Source organism: Streptomyces sp. 4N124 (assembly GCF_052245395.1).
In the GTDB taxonomy this organism is placed as follows: Bacteria; Actinomycetota; Actinomycetes; order Streptomycetales; family Streptomycetaceae; genus Streptomyces.
The window spans coordinates 1-18,428 of sequence record NZ_JBQQBS010000047.1; the positions used below are offsets into that span (position 1 = coordinate 1).

Consider the following 18,428-nt stretch of genomic DNA (forward strand, 5'->3'; position numbering starts at 1 on the left):
ACGGAAGTCTGGCAACCCATCTGACCAGGGGTGTGAGTCCCACGGCGGACATCCGTGGACACTCCCGGACCAAGATCGGACAACTCGTAATGCGTAGGTCTCGGGTTCGAATCCCGAAGGCGGCTCTTTCGAAGCCCAGCCCAGACATCGTCTGAGCTGGGCTTTTGCGTTCAGTGGACGCGGGGGCCGCAATCATCTCCACGTGTGGAACGGCTCATCGGCGTTGCGTCCTGCCGTCAGCTCGTCGGCAGGTTCACAAGCTCCATGCGGCCTCCCGCGAGAGCGACGACAGCGGAGACCAGGGCCTGTAGACAGGTGAGTTCGGCCTCCTCGTCGGGCAGTGAGAGGTGCTGCACCGAGAGGCCGTCGAAGCCGGCCAGGAAGAACCGGGCGAGGGTCTCCGCCGGCTGGGCGAGCTGGTGGCCGGTGCGCTCGGCCGCCTCGGTCACCAGCTTCGTCGTCACGGCCGTCACCTCGCGGTTGTGGCTCTCAAGGGTCTCCTGCAGCCGTGGTGTCCGGAGCGCGAACATGGACAGTTCGGTGAGCAGCTGGTGGGTGGTCGGCTGCTCGCGCACGGTCCGCCACAGGGCGGCGGCGAATGCCGCGACTGTCTCCTCGAAGCCGGCGTCCGCTTGCGCCGCCCGTTCGACCTGTGCGATCAGATCCTGGGTGAGCTGTTCCATGACGGCCCGGTACAGATCTTCCTTCGTGCCGAAGGTGTAGTGGACCGTTGCCTGGGCCACGCCCAGCTCGGCCGCGATGGCACGAGTGCTTCCGGCAGCCACGCCCTCCCTCGTCATGAGGTCGATGGCGGCCTTGATCAGCTGAGGGCGGCGCTCTGCCGCAGAAACATGAGCCATGGAAACATCATACTGACTTAGTCTAGTGAGCAAGTCGTTCGATCAGGCGGCGGTGCAGCGGCGGTGCAAAGGAGGCTGGGACATCAGGACGCCGCCCCCAACCCCGCATCCCGCGCCAGCAGCGCCGCCTGCACCCGGTTCTCGCACTGCAGCTTCGTCAGGATCCGGCTGACGTACGTCTTCACCGTCGCCTCGCTGACATGGATCCGCTCGCCGGCGTCGGCGTTCGAGAGTCCCTCCCCGAGGAGCGCGAGGACCTCCAACTCCCGTTCGCTGAGCGACTCCAGGCGTCGCCGCGCCTCCTCCGCGCGGGCCGCCGTCCGGCCCGAGGCGAGCGAGTCGACGACGTGGCGGGTGGCGCCGGGGGAGAGGTACGCGTCCCCGGCCGCCGCAGCCCGTACCGCTTGGATCAGCTCGCCCGGTGCCGAGTCCTTCAAGAGGAATCCCGCGCCGCCGTGGCTCAGTGCGCGCAGTACGTTCTCGCGTTCGCCGAACGTCGTGAGGATCAGCGGGCGTACGGACGGCGCGGCCCGCCGCAGCTCGGCCAGGGCACTCAGCCCGTCCAGCAACGGCATCTGGATGTCGAGCAGAGCCACGTCGACGGCGTGCGCTCGGACCAGGTCGACCGCCTCGCGGCCGTTGCCGGCCTCTGCGACGACGTCGATGTCGTCGGCGGAGGTGAGGATCATCCTGATGCCCGCCCGGATGAGCGGTTCGTCATCCGCGACGAGGACCCTGATCACAACTCTCCCGCAAGGCTTCCGGTAGGGACGCGTAGGACGCCCCTACCTTACTCACGCCACAAGAGACGCCGTATGGCTACGACTTGACCGTGTACGACTGCTTCTCGATCAGCTTTCCGTCCTTGAAGCAGAACCGGAACATGGGCTCGTCGTCCAGGTTGTCCGGTATCTCCGTCGACATCAGGACCAGGCAGTCGGCGTCCTTCGGCTTCGCGGGCCCCTTGTCGCGCAGGCCGTCGGTCAGGAACGACTTGCCGTCCGGCAGTTTGTCTCGTACGGCCGTCTCGGTGTCGCCGACCTTCACGGACTTGTAGACGGATGGTTCGATCATGGCCCTGTCGCTCTCGTTCCACAGTTTGGCGACGCCCCAGACGGCCAGCGCTCCGAGACCGACGATGATCACGAGTGCGGCGCCGCACCCGATGGCGATGCTCTTCTTCTTGCTTCCCATGGCGAGGTCGAGCTCCTTCTGCTTCTCCGGCGGACCGGACCAGTCGATGACCGCTCCACCGTTGCCGGGCCGCGCCCCCTCGCTCTGCCCCCGGAAGTCGTTCGTCGCTTCGACGAACGTCGTCGCCTGCGGCGCCGCACCCGTCGGCTCCGGGCTCCCGTACGGCAGGACGCCCGCGACCCGGAACCCTCCGCCCGCCGCCGGCCCGGCATGCACCATGCCGCCGACCAGCCGGGCCCGTTCCTGCAGCCCGGTCAGCCCTTGCCCGCCGCTCACCACGAGCCGCCGCCCGCCATCGGCCGTCGCGGGCACCGGCCCGTTGGCGACCTCGACCACCAGCGAGTCCGGCTCATACCGCAGCTCTACGACGATCGGGGCGCCCGGCGCGTGCTTCAGCGCGTTGGTCAGCGCCTCCTGCACGATCCGGAACGCCGCATGGTCCGCGGCGGGTGCCAGCGACCGCGCCTCGCCCGCCCGCCGCAGCTCTACGTCCGCCCCCGCGCCCCGCGACGCCTCCACCAGGCCGTCGATCCCCGCCACGCCCCGGGCCGTGGGCGCCGCCTCGCTCTCGTGCTCCTGCGCGTGCGTACCGTCGCGCAGGATGCCGACGGCCTCGCGCAGCTCGTGCATCGCGGCCACGGACGCGTCGCGCAGCACCCCGACGGCCTCGCGCTGCCCGTCCGTCAGCTTGCGGTCGACCTCCAGCGCGCCGGTGTGCACGGCGATCAGCGCCAGCTGGTGGCCGAGGCTGTCGTGCATGTCCTGGGCTATCCGCTGGCGCTCCCGCAGGCGCGCATGAGAGGCGATGATCTCGCGCTCACGCAGCAGTTGGGCGTTGTGCTCGTGCAACGCGTGCATGAGGGTGCGGCGTTGGGTGCGGTAGCGGGCGGCGAGGCCGGGCACGACGGTCGTCGCCACGAACGTGAGCGTGATGAACAGCAGCGTCTGGGCCGCGGGGAGGCTGGACTCCGTCTGGAGGACGGACAGCGCCGCATTGAGGACGTACGAGAGGGTGAACGCCGCCAGTGCCCACCGCGGTGCCTTGATCCTCGGGCCCGCCGACCAGCCCGCGACCATCAACAGGAGCCAGAAACCGGGGAGTTCGGCGGCGATCGCGCCCGTCAGGACGAGCACGCTCGCCGGGAACACCCGCCGCAGCAGGGACATCGCCGCGGCGGCCAGCGCCACGGCGACCGTCGCCACCGGGCCGTTGTCCAGCACGCCCAGCGTCGCCGACAGGGCCACCACCAGGGCGAGGACCGTCTCGCCGACGATCCGCCGTCGGGACCACATCCCCGCCACGACCAGTCGTTTCCAGGCGTCGCGGGCCATCGTCGTCAGATTCACACGCCCAAGGTAGGCGCGGACGACCTTGCCCACAGCATCCGTTCGTCGCACCCGCGTCCGACGAAAGTCGCACCGTGCGCCCGGACGGCGCTCACTTCCGGCAGGTCGGATTTCCGGTGGGCAGCCGCCCGGACTCCAGGTAGGCGTTCACCTTCGCGTCGACGCAGGCGTTGCCGTACTCGCCGAACACACCGTGCACGATGGCTCCTCGCAGGGTCAGCAGGCGGGAGCCGGTCAGCAGGCTGTGCATCGCCCTGCTGCCCCGGTAGGTGGTGGCGGTGTCGCCGGTGGCGGAGACGATCAGGGCGGGGGTGTCGTTGGCGATCGTGGTCGGCTGCTCGCGGGGCGGCCCGGGCCAGAAGGCGCATGGAGCGATGTTGTTGGTCATCGGTCCGAAGAGGGGGTGGCGGGCCCGGCTGCGTTCGACGTCGCGCCAGTAGACCTCGGGATCCCCGGGCGCGGCCACGTCGCCGCAGATGATCGCTGCCGCGGGGCTGGCGAGAGACGAGCTCGAGGCGTCGAGCGCGAACCGCAGGAGACCCGCCAACTCCGGGGTCGGTTCGACGGTGCCCCCCTTGGCCGCCTCGTCCAGCACGCCCACGGCGCGTGCGAACGCGGAGCGCTGCTCCTCCTGGTCGCTGCCGCTGCTGTTCGAGATCAGATACGGCAGCACGTGCTCGTCGATGTCGTACGCGCCGACGCGCAGCGGCCGTTCCGTCGCCGCGTCGACGATCCGCTGCACGGTGGCGAGCACGGCGGACCGGCTCGCGCCCAGGCCGTAGGTCCCGTGCCGCGCCGCGGTCCAGGACGCCCAGGCGCGCAGCGCCCGTTCCGCGGGGATCTCCCTGCCCTGCAACAGGCGGGGGCCGTACGTGCGTGGATCGCCGGCGCTGTCGAGGACCACCCGGTCGGTGCGGCCGGGGAACATCTGCGTGTACACGGCGCCCAGATAGGCGCCGTAGGAGTAGCCGAGGAAGGAGATCCGGCGCTCGCCCAGCACCGAGCGGACGATGTCCATGTCGCGGGCGGTGTTGCGGGTGGTGACGTACGGCAGCACATCGCCGTGCCGGGCGGCGCACCGCTCGGCGAGGTCCTTCTGGAAGGCGACCTGGCGGTCGAACGCGGCCCGGCTGTGCCCGGCCGAGCGGATCCAGATGCCGGCGGGCCAGCCGCAGTCGAGTGCCTCACTGCGGCCCACGAACCTCGGGTCCATACCGATCACGTCGTACCGTGCGGCCGTCTTGCCGAGGTGCGTGCGGGTCCTCAGCGGCATGCCGAGCGTCGGCTCGGCGGGACCGCCGCTGTTGAGCATCAGGGTGCCGATCCGGTGCTTCCGGTCGGCCGCGGGTAACCGGGACAGGGCGATCTCCATCGTCCGGTCCGTCGGGCGGGTGTAGTCGAGCGGCACGGTGACCCGGGCGCACCGGGCTCCGGCACGGTCCAGGGCGGTCCCCTCCTCGTCGTCCGGTCCCTGCCGGCAATCGGTCCAGGTGATGTGCTGGCGGTGGTAGGCGGCCAGTCCAGTGGCGGGGTCCTCGGCGGCGTGCGCCGCGGTGCCCGAGGCGGCGAGCGCCAGGACGCCGACGGCTGCGCCCAGGCGCTTCGCCAGGACGCCCCGAGTCAGTGCGCGTGTGCGTGTTTTGCATGTTTTCGTCGTCATGCCGGTGAAGCTAGGTTCGGCGTGCCCGGGGGAACAATGGTGCGTACCGGCTTGCGGTCGGAGGTGGCGGATGAGTAGCGATGGTGGCGCGTATTCCGGTACGCCGCTGGTGAGGAAGCTCGGGATCAAGGCGGGCCGGCGGGTCGGGCTGCGGCGCGCACCGGACGGTTTCGCGATCCCGGGGCTGCCGGACGACTGCGAGCTCATCGCCGGTGGCCCGCGCGGAGCCCATGTCACCGTCGCCTTCTACCGCGAGCACGCCACGCTGCTGGCGGAGGGGGCCGCGCTGGTCGGCGACCTCGCCGACGACGCCATGCTGTGGATCGCCTGGCCGCGCAAGGCCGCCGGGCACGTCAGTGACATCACCGAGAACGCGTTGCGGGACGTCTTCCTCCCGCTCGGCGTCGTCGATGTGAAGGTCGCCGCGCTCGGGGACGACTGGTCGGGGCTGAAGTTCGTGCGCCGCATGGAGAATCGGCGTGCGTGAGGGCCCTCGCGACGGGCTGGTCATTTCGCGTCCGCATAACACTCCACGACCGCCGTCGTGAACGGAAACCGCACCGGCGTCTCCCCGAACGTCAGCCGGCCCGCGAGGTCCGACGCCTCCCGGATCGCCGCCACGACCGTCTCGGCCTCCTCCTCGGGACAGTGCACGATCACCTCGTCGTGCTGGAAGAAGACCAGCTCCGCCGCCATGTCCGCACAGGCCTGCCGCAGCGCGGCGAGCAGCAGCAGGGTCCAGTCGGCGGCACTGCCCTGGACGACGAAGTTCCGGGCGAAGCGGCCACGGGCGCGGGCGTTGGTGGAGGCGTAGCCCGGCACCCAGGCGTCGTCGCCGGACGGTGCGTCGGCCGGATCGTCCTGCGGAATCCCCGCCTCCTCCGTGCCGGCGTCGGTCGCTCCGGCCGCCGGGGGACACGTACGCCCGAGCCAGGTCCGGACGAGCCGCCCCTCCTCGCCCTCCCGCGCCGCGTCGTCGACATACGCCACCGCCTTGGGGAAGCGGCGTCTGAGGGCGGCGAGGTTCTTCAGGCCGTCGCCGGACGTCTGCCCGTACACCGCTCCGAGGACGGCGAGCTTGGCCTGGGCGCGGTCTCCGGAGAAGGCGCGGTCGGACACCGACTGGTACAGGTCGGTCTCCCGGCCGGCCACCTCCATCAGACCGGGGTCGCGGGAGATGGCGGCGAGGACGCGCGGCTCCATCTGGTCGGCGTCGGCGACGACCAGCCGCCAGCCGGGGTCGGCGACCACCGCGCGCCGGATGACCTTGGGGATCTGCAACGCGCCCCCGCCATTGGTCACCCAGCGGCCGGTGACGGTCCCGCCCGCGAGGAACTCGGGCCGGAACCGGCCGTCCCGGACCCAGTCCTGCAGCCAGGACCAGCCGTGGGCGACCCAGATGCGGTACAGCTTCTTGTACTCGATCAGCGGCTTCACGGCCGGGTGGTCGACGGACTCGATCTCCCAGCGGCGGGTCGATCTGACCTTGATCCCGGCCTGCGCGAAGGCCTTGATCACATCGGCCGGCAGATCGGGCCGCACCCGGCGCCCGAACGCGGCCGACACCTCGTCCGCCAGCTCCGCCAGCCGCCGCGGCTCCCCGCCGCCCGCGTACCGCTCGCCGAGCAGTTCGTGCAGTACCCGGCGGTGGACGTCGGCGCTCCACGGCAGCCCTGCCCGGTTCATCTCGGCGGCGACCAGCATCCCCGCCGACTCGGCGGCCGTCAGCAGCCGCATCCGCTGCGGGTGTGCCGCCCGGTCGTGCCGGCGCTGCTGCTCGGCGTAGACCTCGACGAGGTCGGCCAGCGGTACGTGCACGGACTGCGGTTCGAAGAGGGGTGACTGGGCGCCGGGTTCGGCCGAGCGCTGGGGTGGATCCGGCGGTACGGGCCCGCGGCGCAGCCGGGCCAGGGCGGCGGCCGCCGAGCGGGGTTCGCCGGACCGCCCCTCGTGGCCGAGCAGGAGGGTCTCGGCGTCCTCGATGTCGTAGCACCGCTCCACTCGCACCCCCGTGGCGAGCAGGCGCGGATAGACCTCGGCGGTGGAACGCCAGACCCAGCGCGTGACCTCCGGCCGGCCGCGCACCGCCGCGGCCAGGTCCGGCTCCCGCACGACCGGTCCGGCGGGCAGCCCGTCCGAGCCGAGGGGGGCGAGCTCGGCGCCACCGTCCTCGGCCGGAGCGAGTGCCCACCGATCGGTCATGCTGCGAGTGTGGCACCAGGGTCTGACAACGGCCTCAGCCTTGCGTTTCGCCCTACTCGGAGCCCTACTCCGAGCCCTCCCCGGAGCCCTACTCCGAGCCCTTCTCGGAGGACTCCTCGGCGGCCTTCTTGGTGGTCTCCTCGCCACTCTTCAGGAACTGGGAGAGCAGCCCGACGATGTACTCCTCCACCGCCTGCTTGGTGAGTCCGAGGCCGGACAGGACGCCCGTGCCGTTCTCAAACTCCAGCAGGGCCAGCAGGATGTGCTCGGTGCCGATGTAGTTGTGGCCGAGGCGCAGGGCCTCGCGGAAGGTGAGCTCCAGGACCTTCTTGGCGTCGGAGCCGTAGGGGACCAGGTCGGGGACCTTGTCTGCGGCGGGCGGCAGCGCTGCGGTGGCTGCCTGGCGTACGGAGTCCAGGGGGATGCCGTGCGCCGTGATCGCCTTCGCGGCCAGGCCGTCCGGGTCGGCCAGCAGACCGAGGACCAGGTGCGCGGGGCGTCCCTCGGGGTTGCCGGCCGCGATGGCCTCGTTGTGTGCGGCCATCACCGCGTTGCGGGCACGCCCCGTGTAGCGGCCGAAGCCCGACTGCGGGTCGAGGTCGGCCGACTCCTTCGGCACGAAGCGCTTCTGTGCGGCCTGCCGGGTGACGCCCATGCTCTTGCCGATGTCGGTCCAGGAGGCGCCCGATCGCCGGGCCTGATCCACGAAGTGGCCGATCAGATGGTCGGCCACCTCCCCGAGGTGATCGCCGGCGATCACCGCGTCCTGGAGCTGGTCGAGGGGCTCGTCGTGGACCTTCTTGATGGCTTCGATGAGTTCGTCGAGACGTACGGATGACGTGGTCGGGTTCGTCGACATGTGTCAACCGTAGGTTGCACCCTCAAGGAGCGTCAACCCCGGGTTGACACTAGTCGCGGTCCACGCGCGCGTGCCCCCATGGCACGATCGCCGGGTGAGCAGCAGCACCGTCGAACGCGCCTTCCAGGCAGCCCTGTACGGCGACACCGACACCGCCCTCGACACCGGCGCGTCCCTCCTCGCCGCCGACCCGAGCGCGGACGCCGAACTCGCCCGCCGCGGCCAGGAGTTCGTGGCGACGGCCTGGCGACGCGGCTGGCAACCCGCCGACGTCGTACGGATCGTGCGGCGCGAGCTGGACGACGTACACGTACGCCTCGTATCGGCCCTCATCCGCGCGCAGGTGTCGTACGACCGACCGCGCGGCTCCCGCTGGACCACACAGCTCGACGAACTGACCGCCGAAGCCCCGCCCTCCACCGACCGCTTCTCGCACGCGACAGCCGTCCTTGAGCTGTACCGGCTGCTGCTGCGCCTGCCCACGCTGGAGCCCCTGGACGAGCCCTCCACCGGGCACCCCAAGACCGAGTCCCGCATGCTCACCCGCATCCGCGCCCTGCTGGCGAAGGCGGAGGCGACCGGTTTCCCGGAGGAGGCGGAGGCGCTCAGCGCCAAGGCGCAGGAGCTGATGGCGCGGCACAGCATCGACGAGGCGCTGCTGGCGGGCCAGACACCCACCGCGGACGTGCCCGGCGCCTGCCGGATCGGGGTCGAGCCGCCGTACGAGCAGGCCAAGGCGGTGCTGCTGGACGCGGTCGCCACCGCCAACCACTGCCGGGCCGTGTGGAACGAACCTCTCGGCTTCTCCACCGTCGTCGGCTTCGAACCCGACCTGGAGGCCGTCGAACTCCTCTACACCTCACTGCTGGTGCAGGCACAGACCGCGATGACGAAGGCGGAGGCCGCCCAGCGCGCCGGCGGACGCAGGCGGACCAAAACCTTCCGGCAGTCCTTCCTCGCGGCCTACGCCCACCGCGTCGGCGCCCGCCTCGCAGCCGCCGCCGAGACCCAGGTGACCGGCGACCTGCTCCCGGTCCTCGCCTCGCGTGAACTCGCCGTCACCGGCCGCCTGGACCGCATGTTCCCGGAGACGACCACGACGCGGCTGCGCGGGGTCACGGACGCGGCGGGCTGGACGGAAGGGGCTCAGGCGGCGGACCGGGCGCAGGTCGGCCGCCGGAAGCCGCTGCGCTGAGCCTCGTCAGTCGCCCGTCTGCTGGAACCCGCTGAGCGCGGCGTCCGGCACGGCACCGCTCTTGAGGGCGACATCGCCGTACTCCCAAGGGAAGTCACGAGGGCTGGTGTCGCCGGGGAGGTAGATCTTCAGCGTCTTCGCGGCGAGGCTCTTTTCCCCGCCTTCCTCGCCCCGCACATAGGTGAGCGTGAAGGACACCTCGGCATCCTTGGCGAGCGTGAGCTTCTGGGGCTTCGCGGCCTTGTCCACGGGGACCTTGCCGACGGAGTCACCGGTGTCCAGGCCGGCGGCAGGCAGGCCGTCCACGGTGCACTCGGCGTCGCGGTTGATGATCGTGACGGCGATGTTGCCCGTGTCTCCGACGGCGGGTGCGCTGTTGGCGGGCCCCATATTCATGGCGACGTTGTGCATCTTGCAGGGCTCACCGGGTTTCGTGCTCTCCGTGACTTCTCGCTCCTCGGCGCTACTACTGCTGCCGCCGTCGTCGCAGGCGGTCAGCAGCAGGGCCGCGGCGAGGGCGGTGACGGCGAGAGGTGTGGCGCGCATGGTCTTCCTCGGGGGCGTGGGCGGTCGCGTGCATGGATCATCACGCATGGAGGCGTCGCGCGGTTGCCGGCCCCCGCTCACAGAGGAGCCGTCGGTGATCAGCCCAGGCTCGCCGTCGGCAGCCCCGTAGGCAGCTGCCCGCCCTCCGCCTTGGTGTACGTCTCCGCGCCGAGCCCGTCCTCCCATGTCACCTTGAGCGTCTTCCCGTCGACGGAGTCGACCATCCCCGTCGCCCGGTCCTTGCTGCCGTCGGTGCACTTGAGGTGGATCATCCGCATGCCGGACTCCTCGCCCGCGGTCCCGCTGCACACGGTCCCGCCGGTCGCGAAGAGCCCGGCCTCCGTGCCGGTGATGACCAGCGCGACGGCCTTGCCGTCGGTCGTGGCGAGCCAGCTGCCCGTCAGATCGCCGGACGCGGACGCCGACCCGCCGGTGCCGCCGCCCGTGTCCGCCGTCTCGGTCGAGGAGGCGGAGGCGCTGGGGCTGGGCGCGGAGTCGTCGTCCGAGCCGCCGCCACCGCAGGCGGTCAGCACCAGCGCGCCCACCACGCAGGCGACCGCGAGTCGCACGTTCGTCACCGAAGTCACTGCTGGCTCCCAAGCTCTGGCCGGAAGGTCCGCAGCAAGCTACCAGTACTTACCAGTAGGGGACTTACCAGGAGGACTTCCGGACCCCCGGCAGGTACCCCGCGTGCGCCTGTCCACGCAGGTTCACCCGGGACAGCCCGAAGGTACGGAAGTAGCCGCGGGGCCGCCCGTCGACGCTGTCGCGGTTGCGTACGCGGGTGGCGCTGGCGTCGCGCGGCTGCCGGCGCAACTCCTGCTGGGCGGCGAGGCGTTCGGCCTCCGTCGAGGACGGCCGGCGGATGATCTCCTTCAGCTCGGCCCGGCGCTCGGCGTACCGCGCGACGATCTCCTGCCGCTTGTCGTTCTTCGCGATCTTGCTCTTCTTCGCCATCAGACCTTCACTCCCCGGGCGCGGATCCGGGCCACGGCGGCCTCGATGCCGATCGTGTCGATGGTCTTGATGCCCTTCGTGCTCAGCTTCAGCCGGACGTAACGGCCCTCGCTCGGCAGCCAGTAGCGCTTGGACTGGATGTTCGGGTCGAAGCGGCGGGAGGTCCGCCGGTGCGAGTGGGAGATCGTGTTGCCGAAGCCGGGCTGGGCGCCGGTCAGCATGCAGTGGGCGGACAAGGGTGACGCACCTCTCTCGACGGGCTTGCGTAAATGGAATTCATTTTCAGTAAGATAGCAGCATGGCACGCAACGAACTCCGACCGGTCATCAAGCTCCGGTCCACGGCGGGGACCGGCTACACGTACGTGACCCGCAAGAACCGCCGCAACGACCCGGACCGTATGACCCTGCGCAAGTACGACCCGGTCGTCGGCCGTCACGTCGACTTCCGAGAGGAGCGCTGAACCACCCCCATGCGCAAGGAAATCCACCCCGAGTACGGCCCTGTGGTCTTCCGTGACCGTGCCGCGGACTACGCCTTCCTCACCCGCTCCACGATGACCAGCGAGAAGACCATCGAGTGGGAGGACGGCAACACCTACCCGGTCGTCGACGTCGAGATCTCGAACGTCAGCCACCCCTTCTACACCGGCACCGCCCGCGTCCTGGACACCGCAGGTCGCGTCGAGCGCTTCGAGCGCCGGTACGGAAAGCAGGGCTGATGCTCTCCGTCGTCATCGTCGGCGGGCTGCATGCCGACGCCCGCAAGGCGACCGTGGAGCGGTTGCTCACCGACGTGCCCGGCAGCGTCGTACTCCATCACGACCTGGCGACGGCCGTCGCCGGCACGGTCGTACGGACCGTGCGCGACGCCACCGGCATCCTGTCCGCCGGTGAGGCCCCGCTGGTCAACGACTGCGCGTGCTGCGCGCTGCGGGAAGACCTCGTGCCCGAACTGCTGCGCCTGCGCGACGCCGGAACGGTCCGGCTCGCCATCGTCGAGCTGTGGGAATCCGTGGAGCCCAAGGCCATGGCCGAGGTGGTCACCGGCGGCGGGCTCACCGTCACCGGCGTGATCACCGCGGTCGACCCGGCGCTCGTGCTGCCGTACCTCGGCAACGGCGACGACCTGGCGGAGCGCGGCCTCGCTGCCGCGGCCACCGATCAGCGCACGGTCGCGGACACCTTCGCGCGACAGCTGGAGTACGCCCCCGTCCTCGCCCTCGTCGACTCCCCGGAGGCCGACGACGAGGACCGCGAGCTGCTCGCCCAGCTGCACCCGACGGCCCGCCAGGTCCCGATCGGCCACGGTGACCTGGCGGGCGCTCAGGGCGATCGCACGCCGGACGCTGCCGACGACGGCCTGACGGTGCCCGCCCCGCGCCGTCGCCTGACGCCCCTCGCGCAGGCGGCCCTGGCGGGCTTCGACGTCGAGTCGGCCGCCGCCGCCCAGCACCCGGCGTGCGCGCTGCTGCCCGCCGACGCGGACGCGCACGGAGTCTCCACGCTCGTCTGGCACCGCCGCCGGCCCTTCCACCCCGAGCGGCTGTATGCGGCGCTGGAGGACCTGACCTGCGCTGCGGCCCGCAGCCGGGGCCGGTTCTGGCTCGCCGACAAGCCGGACACGCTGCTGCACTGGGACGCCGCGGGCGGTGCGCTGTGCGTGGAGAGCGCGGGCCCCTGGCTCGCCGCGCTGCCGGACGCGGCCTGGGAGATGGTGCCGCCGGTGCGTCGCGCCGCCGCCGCGCTGGACTGGCACCCGGAGCACGGCGACTGCTGCCAGCACCTGGTCTTCACGTCCCCCGGCCTCGACCGGGACGGACTTCAGGAACTGCTGGAGTCCTGCCTGCTCACCGACGCCGAGTACGCCGCCGGGCGCGACGCCTGGAAGCGGCTGCCGCCCGCCTTCGACACCCTCCTGGAGGTCTGAACCCCCATGGCCCGCAAGCCCGAACGCAAGCCCGCCAAGAGCCGCCCCAACCCCCTGGACCAGGCCAAGGTCGAGTACATCGACTACAAGGACACCGACCTGCTGCGGAAGTTCATCTCCGACCGCGGCAAGATCCGCAGCCGTCGCGTCACCCGCGTCTCCGCCCAGCAGCAGCGCCTGCTGGCCCGCGCGATCAAGAACGCACGCGAGATGGCACTGCTCCCGTACGCGAGCCGCTGAGGCTTCGCGCTCCCTCAAGACACCGCCGGCTCTGGAGACACTCGGCGTCGACGCGGGGCCTGCTCTCCCCAGCAGGCCCCTGCCTCGTTTCTGAGCCCCCGGCGGTGCGGTGCAGGACCCCGATCTGCTCGTGCAGTGGCACGATCCCCCAGGCGATGGAACAGGAAAGGCGCGGAACGCGTCTGTTCCTAGGACACGAGTAATCCGATCCGGACGATCCGACGCGGCTGATGGTGCGGAGGATCATGGACGGGGGATGGCGGTCGCATGTCATGCGATCCCCGGGGCAGACGCTGGAGAGCTTCGGTAAAGGGGCCGCCAAAGCTGTAACCGCAGGACCACCGCGCGTGCACGTGCATCTGCCCATGCATCTGCACAGGAACACGGTTATGATCCGGGTCAAGTTGACCACTGCATCAATGGCCTCACCAGCCAGTGCACCACCGGGGAGCGACCTGTGGACCACGACGTGTACGACGTTGCCGACGCGTCCGGCGTGTACAACGGCATGGCCGCCACCCAACTGCACGGGGTGGCCTGGCAGAAGAGCAGGCACAGCAACTCGCAGGGCTCATGCGTGGAGTTCGCGCGGCTGCCCGGCGGCGACGTCGCGGTGCGCAACTCGCGCTTCCCGGACGGTCCCGCGCTCGTCTACACGCGTGCGGAGATCGAGGCGATGCTCCTGGGCATCAAGGACGGCGAGTTCGACCACTTGATAGCGGGCTGAGACCCGGTCCGGGCAGCGGACCGGGATCCGGCCGACCAGGCGACAACTCAGGGTGGTTGTCCCCTGGCCTTGCGTAACGCGCGTAGAACCGCGGCCCCAGAGAGGGCCGCGGTCGATCACTCGGCCGCGCTCGGCGCCGACAGCAGGAACAGCGCCCAGACGACCTTGCCGCCCATGGTGCCGGCCAGCGGATGCCAGCCCCAGCTGTCGCTGAACGAGTCCACCAGGAACAGGCCGCGCCCGGATTCCGCCGAGAAGTCGTCCGAATCGCGCGCGACCGGGCTGTCGTCACTGGGATCACGCACCGCGCACACCAGCCGCTCGGTCCAGCGCATCAGATGCAGCCGCACGGGCGGTATCTGCTCCGTGACGCGAGCAGGAGCCGGCAGCGCATGACGCAGGGAGTTGGTGACCAGTTCGGAGACGACCAGGCACACGTCGTCGAAGCGGTCGCCCAGTTCCCACTGGTCGAGCGTTCTGCGGGTGAACTGCCGCGCCTCGCGCACCGCTTCGTAGCGGGCGGGCAGGGCACAGGAGGCGGCGTTGGACACGGCCGCGGGATCCAGCGGCGGAAGGCCCTGCCGTAACGGCTCGAGCATGGTCGATCCATTCGTCCCCATGCGAGGCACTCCCGGGAATCGCGGTCGTTGCGATGCAGATGCAGCGGTGACGCGGGACCATGGTTTCGGATGCGCCAACCAGATGCAAGGGCAGATGCACGTGCACGCGACCGAATTGGACCCTCCCGTACCGCTTCTTGGTCATTTTTTCTGCCCACTTCCCTCCTGTTGGTAGCCCCTCCTCCCTTGAATCCGAGTGGAATCTTTGGCTTCTTTCCATCTCTGTAATCGGACGAGTACTGCTCGGAGTGTTTTAGTGGCAGACTTCGGGCCCTGAAGACGGTTGGGGAGGCTGGCGAACGTGAGCGCGGGAGAGCCCGGATCGGTGGTGCGGCGGATGCTGCTCGGCTCGCAACTCAGGCGACTGCGTGAGACGCGTGGCATCACGCGCGAGGCCGCGGGGTACTCCATCCGTGCCTCCGAGTCGAAGATCAGCCGGATGGAGCTGGGCCGGGTGAGCTTCAAGACGCGGGACGTCGAGGATCTGCTGACGCTGTACGGCATCACGGACGAGTCGGAGCGCACCTCGCTGCTCTCACTCGCCAGGGAGGCCAACGTGGCGGGCTGGTGGCACAGTTACTCGGACGTCCTGCCGAGCTGGTTCCCCACCTATGTGGGCCTGGAGGGCGCGTGTTCCCTCATCCGCGCCTACGAGGTGCAGTTCGTGCACGGACTGCTGCAGACCGAGGCATACGCCCGCGCGGTCGTCCGGCGCGGTATGAAGGGCGCGAGCGAGGCGGACGTGGAGCGGCGGGTGGCGCTGCGCCTGGAGCGGCAGAAGTATCTCGTCGACGAGAGCGGCCCCGAGTTCCACATCGTCCTCGACGAGGCCGCCCTGCGCCGTCCGTACGGCGACCGCGAGGTGATGCGCGGTCAGCTCCAGCACCTCATCGAGGTCTCCGAGCGGCCCAACGTACGACTGCAGATCATGCCGTTCAGCTTCGGCGGTCACTCCGGTGAGTCCGGCGCGTTCACGATCCTCTCCTTCCCGGAGTCCGACTTGTCGGACGTGGTCTACCTGGAGCAGCTCACCAGCGCGCTGTACCTCGACAAGCACGAGGACGTGGCCCAGTACGAGAAGGCGCTGAAGGAACTTCAGCAGGACAGCCCGGGGCCCGGCGAGAGCCGCGATCTTCTCCGGGGTCTCCTTCAACTCTCTTGAAACGCAAGTACGATGACTTGTGATCAGACCGTGAAGTCGATCGACGGTGATGGCAGTCGATCGGTGTCTGCTAGGGATTGAGGGATCACATGTCGTCCTACTTCACCGACCTGGCTCAGCAGTACATCGACGGTGAGTGGCGCCCGGGCACCGGCTCCTGGGACATCATCGACTTCAACCCGTACGACGGCGAGAAGCTGGCGTCGATCACCATAGCCACGGTCGACGAGGTCGACGACGCGTACCAGGCGGCGGCCCGCGCCCAGAAGCAGTGGGCCGCGACCAATCCGTACGCGCGCCGCGCGGTCTTCGAGAAGGCCCTTCGCGTGATCGAGGAGCGCGAGCAGGAGATCACCGAGGTGATCATCGCCGAGCTCGGCGGCACCCATCTGAAGGCCGGCTTCGAACTCCACCTCGCCAAGGAGTTCCTGCGCGAGGCGATCCACCTGGCGCTGCGCCCCGAGGGCAAGATCATCCCCTCTCCGGTGGACGGCAAGGAGAACCGCGTCTACCGCGTGCCCGTCGGCGTCGTGGGCGTGATCAGCCCCTTCAACTTCCCGTTCCTGCTGTCCCTGAAGTCCGTCGCCCCCGCCCTCGCGCTGGGCAACGCCGTCGTCCTCAAGCCGCACCAGAACACCCCGATCTGCGGTGGCTCCCTGGTCGCGAAGATCCTCGAGGAGTCGGGCCTGCCGGCCGGTCTGCTGAACGTCGTCATCACGGACATCGCGGAGATCGGCGACGCCTTCATCGAGCACCCGATCCCGAAGGTCATCTCCTTCACCGGCTCCGACAAGGTCGGCCGCCACGTCGCCACCGTCTGCGCCGCGAACTTCAAGCGCTCGGTCCTCGAACTGGGCGGCAACAGCGCGCTGGTGGTGCTCGACGACGCCGACATCGACTACGCGGTCGACGCGGCGGTTTTCAGCCGGTACGTCCATCAGGGCCAGGTCTGCATGGCCGCGAACCGTGTGCTGGTGGACCGCTCGGTCGCCGACGAGTTCACCGAGAAGTTCGTCGCCAAGGTCCGGACCCTCAAGGTCGGCGACCCGAGCGACCCGCAGACCGTCATCGGCCCGGTCATCAACTCCTCGCAGGCGGACGTCCTTTCGGCCACCGTCGAGCAGGCGATCGCCGAGGGTGCGACGGCCCTGGTGCACGGCACGACCACGGACAACCTGGTCGAGCCGTCCGTCCTGACCGGCCTCCCCGCCGACTCGGCCCTCCTCAAGCAGGAGGTCTTCGGCCCGGTCGCCTTCCTCGCCACCTTCGACGGCGAGGCCGAGGCCGTACGCCTCGTCAACGACACGCCGTACGGCCTCAGCGGCGCCGTGCACACCGGCAACATCGAGCGCGGCGTGAACTTCGCCAAGCAGATCGACACCGGCATGTTCCACGTGAACGACGGCACCGTCCACGACGAGCCGATCGTCCCCTTCGGCGGTGAGAAGAACTCCGGCCTCGGCCGCCTCAACGGCGAGACCATGCTGGACTCGTTCACCACCATGAAGTGGATCTCGGTGCAGCACGGGCGGAGCGGGTTCCCGTTCTAGGTTTCCCGGACTGAGGCGGGCCCTTGCGGACAGAAGCTGACCGCAAGGGCCCGTAGCTTCATCGGTGTCAGGGGGAAGAGCCCCCGGGTCCCGATGAAAGGCGACGGTCATGGTCACTCACGTTTCGGCCGAGGCGCACGGCGACGAGCGCGGAGCCCTGCTCTCTTTCCTGGAGGAGCAGCGCGGCGGCATCCGGCGGGCGGTGCTGGGGCTGAGCGACGAGCAGGCGTCGAGCAGGCCCAGCGCGAGCGAGCTGTCCCTGGCCGGGCTGCTCAAGCATGTCGCCGAGGTGGAGCAGGGCTGGATCGCGCGGGCCAAGGGCGAGCCGCCGGCGGTGAAGCGGGACGAGTCGAACTGGCACGAGTGTTTTCAGCTCGTGGCCGGCGAGACCGTGGAGTCGCAGCTCGCGTACTGGGAGAAGGTCGCCGCCGAGACGGAGGCGTTCGTTCGCTCGGTACCCAGCCTCGACGACACCTTCCCGCTCCCGAACGACCCCTGGTTCCCGCCCGACGAGCGTGTCTCCATGCGCTGGCTGGCCCTCCATCTGATCCGCGAGACGGCCCGGCACGCGGGGCACGCCGACATCATCCGCGAGTCCCTGGACGGTGCCACCGCCTTCGAACTGGTCGCCAAGGAGCAGGGCACCTCCTGGGGCTGACCCTCATCGGCCTAACCTGGACCGCATGTCAGCGATCCGTCTCCTCGTGCTCGGTGCGGTCCGTCAGCACGGGCGGGCCCATGGGTACCAGGTGCGCAACGACCTGGAGTACTGGGGCGCGCACGAGTGGTCCAACGCCAAGCCCGGCTCGATCTACCACGCCCTGAAGCAGATGGCGAAGCAAGGCCTGCTGATCGCGCACGAGATCGCCCCGTCCACGGCGGGCGGGCCGCCGCGCACGGAGTACGAGATCACCGAGGCCGGCGAAGAGGAGTGTTTCCGGCTGGTGCGCGAGGCGCTGACCTCGTACGACCAGAAGATGGACATGAAGTCCGCGGCCATCGGCTTCATCGTCGAGCTGCCGCGCGCCGAGGCGGTGGCACTTCTGAAGGAGCGGATCCGGGGGATCGAACAGTGGCGCTCCTCCGTCACCGAGCACTACGTCCCCGAGGACGGCCCGGAGCAACTCGGCCACATCGGCGAGATCATGAACCTCTGGATCCACACCGCCGACGCCGAGGCCGAGTGGACCCAAGGGCTGATCGCCCGGATCGAGGGCGGCGCCTACACCTTCGCCGGGGAGGGCGAGCCGTTCGTCGGTGTCCTCGCCGAGGGCCAGGAGAACCCGTACGCGACGAAGCAGCCGCATCCTGAGGACAACCGTTAATCAAGTTTGACTAACCGAGTTCGGGGTACTACCTTCGAGCTTGTAGTCAAGTTTG

At 70.1% G+C, this 18,428-nt stretch carries 22 protein-coding genes; 11 read left to right on the forward strand and 11 right to left on the reverse strand.

What is annotated here, in order from left to right; translation table 11 throughout:
* Positions 1–236: 236 nt before the first annotated feature.
* The 4 genes from ACTWQO_RS35070 to ACTWQO_RS35085 all read right to left on the reverse strand — a co-directional run bounded on the left by ACTWQO_RS35070 (position 237) and on the right by ACTWQO_RS35085 (position 5,061).
* A complete protein-coding gene (locus ACTWQO_RS35070) occupies positions 237–860 on the reverse strand; it encodes a TetR/AcrR family transcriptional regulator (RefSeq protein WP_443241421.1) in 624 nt (207 codons plus the stop codon).
* An 83-nt stretch (positions 861–943) separates the two neighbouring features.
* Positions 944–1,603: a response regulator transcription factor gene (locus ACTWQO_RS35075; protein WP_443241422.1), complete on the reverse strand. Its 660-nt coding sequence runs from the start codon at positions 1,601–1,603 to the stop codon at positions 944–946.
* A gap of 76 nt (positions 1,604–1,679) precedes the next feature.
* Entirely contained in the window at positions 1,680–3,386 is a 1,707-nt protein-coding gene (locus tag ACTWQO_RS35080; protein WP_443241481.1) for a sensor histidine kinase, read from the reverse strand.
* 106 nt (positions 3,387–3,492) lie between these two features.
* Positions 3,493–5,061: an alpha/beta hydrolase gene (locus ACTWQO_RS35085; RefSeq protein ID WP_443241423.1), complete on the reverse strand. Its 1,569-nt coding sequence runs from the start codon at positions 5,059–5,061 to the stop codon at positions 3,493–3,495.
* Between the two features lie 70 nt (positions 5,062–5,131).
* Between ACTWQO_RS35085 and ACTWQO_RS35090 the strand changes: the two genes are divergently transcribed.
* Complete coding sequence (locus ACTWQO_RS35090; protein ID WP_443241424.1) at positions 5,132–5,548, forward strand: DUF3052 domain-containing protein; 417 nt, start codon at positions 5,132–5,134, stop codon at positions 5,546–5,548.
* A 20-nt stretch (positions 5,549–5,568) separates the two neighbouring features.
* Here the strand turns inward: ACTWQO_RS35090 and ACTWQO_RS35095 are convergent, their stop codons facing one another.
* The gene (locus ACTWQO_RS35095; protein WP_443241425.1) at positions 5,569–7,263 is read right to left on the reverse strand and encodes a bifunctional 3'-5' exonuclease/DNA polymerase; all 1,695 of its coding nucleotides are present in this window, start codon (positions 7,261–7,263) and stop codon (positions 5,569–5,571) included.
* Positions 7,264–7,351: 88 nt separating this feature from the next.
* Entirely contained in the window at positions 7,352–8,122 is a 771-nt protein-coding gene (locus ACTWQO_RS35100; RefSeq protein ID WP_443241426.1) for a Clp protease N-terminal domain-containing protein, read from the reverse strand.
* 94 nt (positions 8,123–8,216) lie between these two features.
* Here ACTWQO_RS35100 and ACTWQO_RS35105 point away from each other — a divergent pair, with 94 nt between their 5' ends.
* Positions 8,217–9,317, forward strand: coding sequence for a DUF2786 domain-containing protein (locus ACTWQO_RS35105; RefSeq protein ID WP_443241427.1), 1,101 nt, complete (start codon positions 8,217–8,219; stop codon positions 9,315–9,317).
* Between the two features lie 6 nt (positions 9,318–9,323).
* On the opposite strand, the gene ACTWQO_RS35110 is transcribed toward ACTWQO_RS35105, so the two are convergent.
* The 4 genes from ACTWQO_RS35110 to rpmB form a co-directional block, all read right to left on the reverse strand.
* The gene (locus ACTWQO_RS35110; RefSeq protein WP_443241428.1) at positions 9,324–9,863 is read right to left on the reverse strand and encodes a DUF4232 domain-containing protein; all 540 of its coding nucleotides are present in this window, start codon (positions 9,861–9,863) and stop codon (positions 9,324–9,326) included.
* 98 nt (positions 9,864–9,961) lie between these two features.
* Complete coding sequence (locus ACTWQO_RS35115) at positions 9,962–10,450, reverse strand: hypothetical protein (protein WP_443241429.1); 489 nt, start codon at positions 10,448–10,450, stop codon at positions 9,962–9,964.
* Between the two features lie 64 nt (positions 10,451–10,514).
* Entirely contained in the window at positions 10,515–10,820 is a 306-nt protein-coding gene (rpsN, locus tag ACTWQO_RS35120; protein ID WP_443241430.1) for a 30S ribosomal protein S14, read from the reverse strand.
* Positions 10,820–11,056 carry a 50S ribosomal protein L28 gene (rpmB, locus tag ACTWQO_RS35125; RefSeq protein ID WP_210577944.1) on the reverse strand — a complete coding sequence of 79 codons (237 nt, stop codon included), beginning with the start codon at positions 11,054–11,056 and terminating at the stop codon, positions 10,820–10,822. The genes rpsN and rpmB overlap by 1 nt, the downstream gene beginning before the upstream one ends.
* 62 nt (positions 11,057–11,118) lie before the next feature.
* Between rpmB and rpmG the strand changes: the two genes are divergently transcribed.
* The 5 genes from rpmG to ACTWQO_RS35150 all read left to right on the forward strand — a co-directional run bounded on the left by rpmG (position 11,119) and on the right by ACTWQO_RS35150 (position 13,716).
* Positions 11,119–11,283 carry a 50S ribosomal protein L33 gene (rpmG, locus tag ACTWQO_RS35130; protein WP_003999141.1) on the forward strand — a complete coding sequence of 55 codons (165 nt, stop codon included), beginning with the start codon at positions 11,119–11,121 and terminating at the stop codon, positions 11,281–11,283.
* A 9-nt stretch (positions 11,284–11,292) separates the two neighbouring features.
* Complete coding sequence (locus tag ACTWQO_RS35135; RefSeq protein ID WP_301982997.1) at positions 11,293–11,541, forward strand: type B 50S ribosomal protein L31; 249 nt, start codon at positions 11,293–11,295, stop codon at positions 11,539–11,541.
* Positions 11,541–12,749, forward strand: a complete 1,209-nt coding sequence (locus ACTWQO_RS35140; protein ID WP_443241431.1) for a CobW family GTP-binding protein — start codon at positions 11,541–11,543, stop codon at positions 12,747–12,749. Before ACTWQO_RS35135 ends, ACTWQO_RS35140 begins: the two co-directional genes overlap by 1 nt.
* Before the next feature lie 6 nt (positions 12,750–12,755).
* Positions 12,756–12,989 (forward strand): 30S ribosomal protein S18, encoded by a 234-nt coding sequence (gene rpsR, locus ACTWQO_RS35145; protein WP_443241432.1) that lies wholly within the window; start codon positions 12,756–12,758, stop codon positions 12,987–12,989.
* Between the two features lie 457 nt (positions 12,990–13,446).
* Positions 13,447–13,716: a DUF397 domain-containing protein gene (locus ACTWQO_RS35150; RefSeq protein WP_351059142.1), complete on the forward strand. Its 270-nt coding sequence runs from the start codon at positions 13,447–13,449 to the stop codon at positions 13,714–13,716.
* A 116-nt stretch (positions 13,717–13,832) separates the two neighbouring features.
* On the opposite strand, the gene ACTWQO_RS35155 is transcribed toward ACTWQO_RS35150, so the two are convergent.
* Positions 13,833–14,315 carry an ATP-binding protein gene (locus tag ACTWQO_RS35155; protein WP_443241433.1) on the reverse strand — a complete coding sequence of 161 codons (483 nt, stop codon included), beginning with the start codon at positions 14,313–14,315 and terminating at the stop codon, positions 13,833–13,835.
* Positions 14,316–14,673: 358 nt separating this feature from the next.
* Between ACTWQO_RS35155 and ACTWQO_RS35160 the strand changes: the two genes are divergently transcribed.
* From ACTWQO_RS35160 to ACTWQO_RS35175, 4 genes are all read left to right on the forward strand, one after another.
* A complete protein-coding gene (locus tag ACTWQO_RS35160; RefSeq protein WP_210578028.1) occupies positions 14,674–15,498 on the forward strand; it encodes a helix-turn-helix domain-containing protein in 825 nt (274 codons plus the stop codon).
* Between the two features lie 89 nt (positions 15,499–15,587).
* Positions 15,588–17,048 (forward strand): aldehyde dehydrogenase family protein, encoded by a 1,461-nt coding sequence (locus ACTWQO_RS35165; RefSeq protein WP_443241434.1) that lies wholly within the window; start codon positions 15,588–15,590, stop codon positions 17,046–17,048.
* A 109-nt stretch (positions 17,049–17,157) separates the two neighbouring features.
* Complete coding sequence (locus ACTWQO_RS35170) at positions 17,158–17,706, forward strand: DinB family protein (RefSeq protein ID WP_443241435.1); 549 nt, start codon at positions 17,158–17,160, stop codon at positions 17,704–17,706.
* Between the two features lie 25 nt (positions 17,707–17,731).
* On the forward strand, positions 17,732–18,373 hold the full coding sequence (locus ACTWQO_RS35175) for a PadR family transcriptional regulator (RefSeq protein ID WP_443241436.1): 642 nt from the start codon (positions 17,732–17,734) through the stop codon (positions 18,371–18,373).
* Positions 18,374–18,428 lie beyond the last annotated feature (55 nt).

Bases quoted from the DNA above. Each gene is read 5' to 3' on its own strand.
- ACTWQO_RS35155 (WP_443241433.1), bottom strand. From the start codon at position 14,315: ATGCTCGAGCCGTTACGGCAGGGCCTTCCGCCGCTGGATCCCGCGGCC.
- ACTWQO_RS35090 (WP_443241424.1), top strand. From the start codon at position 5,132: ATGAGTAGCGATGGTGGCGCGTATTCCGGTACGCCGCTGGTGAGGAAG.
- ACTWQO_RS35080 (WP_443241481.1), bottom strand. From the start codon at position 3,386: ATGGCCCGCGACGCCTGGAAACGACTGGTCGTGGCGGGGATGTGGTCC.
- ACTWQO_RS35135 (WP_301982997.1), top strand. From the start codon at position 11,293: ATGCGCAAGGAAATCCACCCCGAGTACGGCCCTGTGGTCTTCCGTGAC.
- ACTWQO_RS35110 (WP_443241428.1), bottom strand. From the start codon at position 9,863: ATGCGCGCCACACCTCTCGCCGTCACCGCCCTCGCCGCGGCCCTGCTG.
- ACTWQO_RS35140 (WP_443241431.1), top strand. From the start codon at position 11,541: ATGCTCTCCGTCGTCATCGTCGGCGGGCTGCATGCCGACGCCCGCAAG.
- ACTWQO_RS35070 (WP_443241421.1), bottom strand. From the start codon at position 860: ATGGCTCATGTTTCTGCGGCAGAGCGCCGCCCTCAGCTGATCAAGGCC.
- rpsR (WP_443241432.1), top strand. From the start codon at position 12,756: ATGGCCCGCAAGCCCGAACGCAAGCCCGCCAAGAGCCGCCCCAACCCC.
- ACTWQO_RS35175 (WP_443241436.1), top strand. From the start codon at position 17,732: ATGTCAGCGATCCGTCTCCTCGTGCTCGGTGCGGTCCGTCAGCACGGG.
- ACTWQO_RS35085 (WP_443241423.1), bottom strand. From the start codon at position 5,061: ATGACGACGAAAACATGCAAAACACGCACACGCGCACTGACTCGGGGC.
- ACTWQO_RS35100 (WP_443241426.1), bottom strand. From the start codon at position 8,122: ATGTCGACGAACCCGACCACGTCATCCGTACGTCTCGACGAACTCATC.
- ACTWQO_RS35170 (WP_443241435.1), top strand. From the start codon at position 17,158: ATGGTCACTCACGTTTCGGCCGAGGCGCACGGCGACGAGCGCGGAGCC.
- ACTWQO_RS35095 (WP_443241425.1), bottom strand. From the start codon at position 7,263: ATGACCGATCGGTGGGCACTCGCTCCGGCCGAGGACGGTGGCGCCGAG.
- rpmG (WP_003999141.1), top strand. From the start codon at position 11,119: ATGGCACGCAACGAACTCCGACCGGTCATCAAGCTCCGGTCCACGGCG.
- ACTWQO_RS35165 (WP_443241434.1), top strand. From the start codon at position 15,588: ATGTCGTCCTACTTCACCGACCTGGCTCAGCAGTACATCGACGGTGAG.
- ACTWQO_RS35160 (WP_210578028.1), top strand. From the start codon at position 14,674: ATGCTGCTCGGCTCGCAACTCAGGCGACTGCGTGAGACGCGTGGCATC.
- rpsN (WP_443241430.1), bottom strand. From the start codon at position 10,820: ATGGCGAAGAAGAGCAAGATCGCGAAGAACGACAAGCGGCAGGAGATC.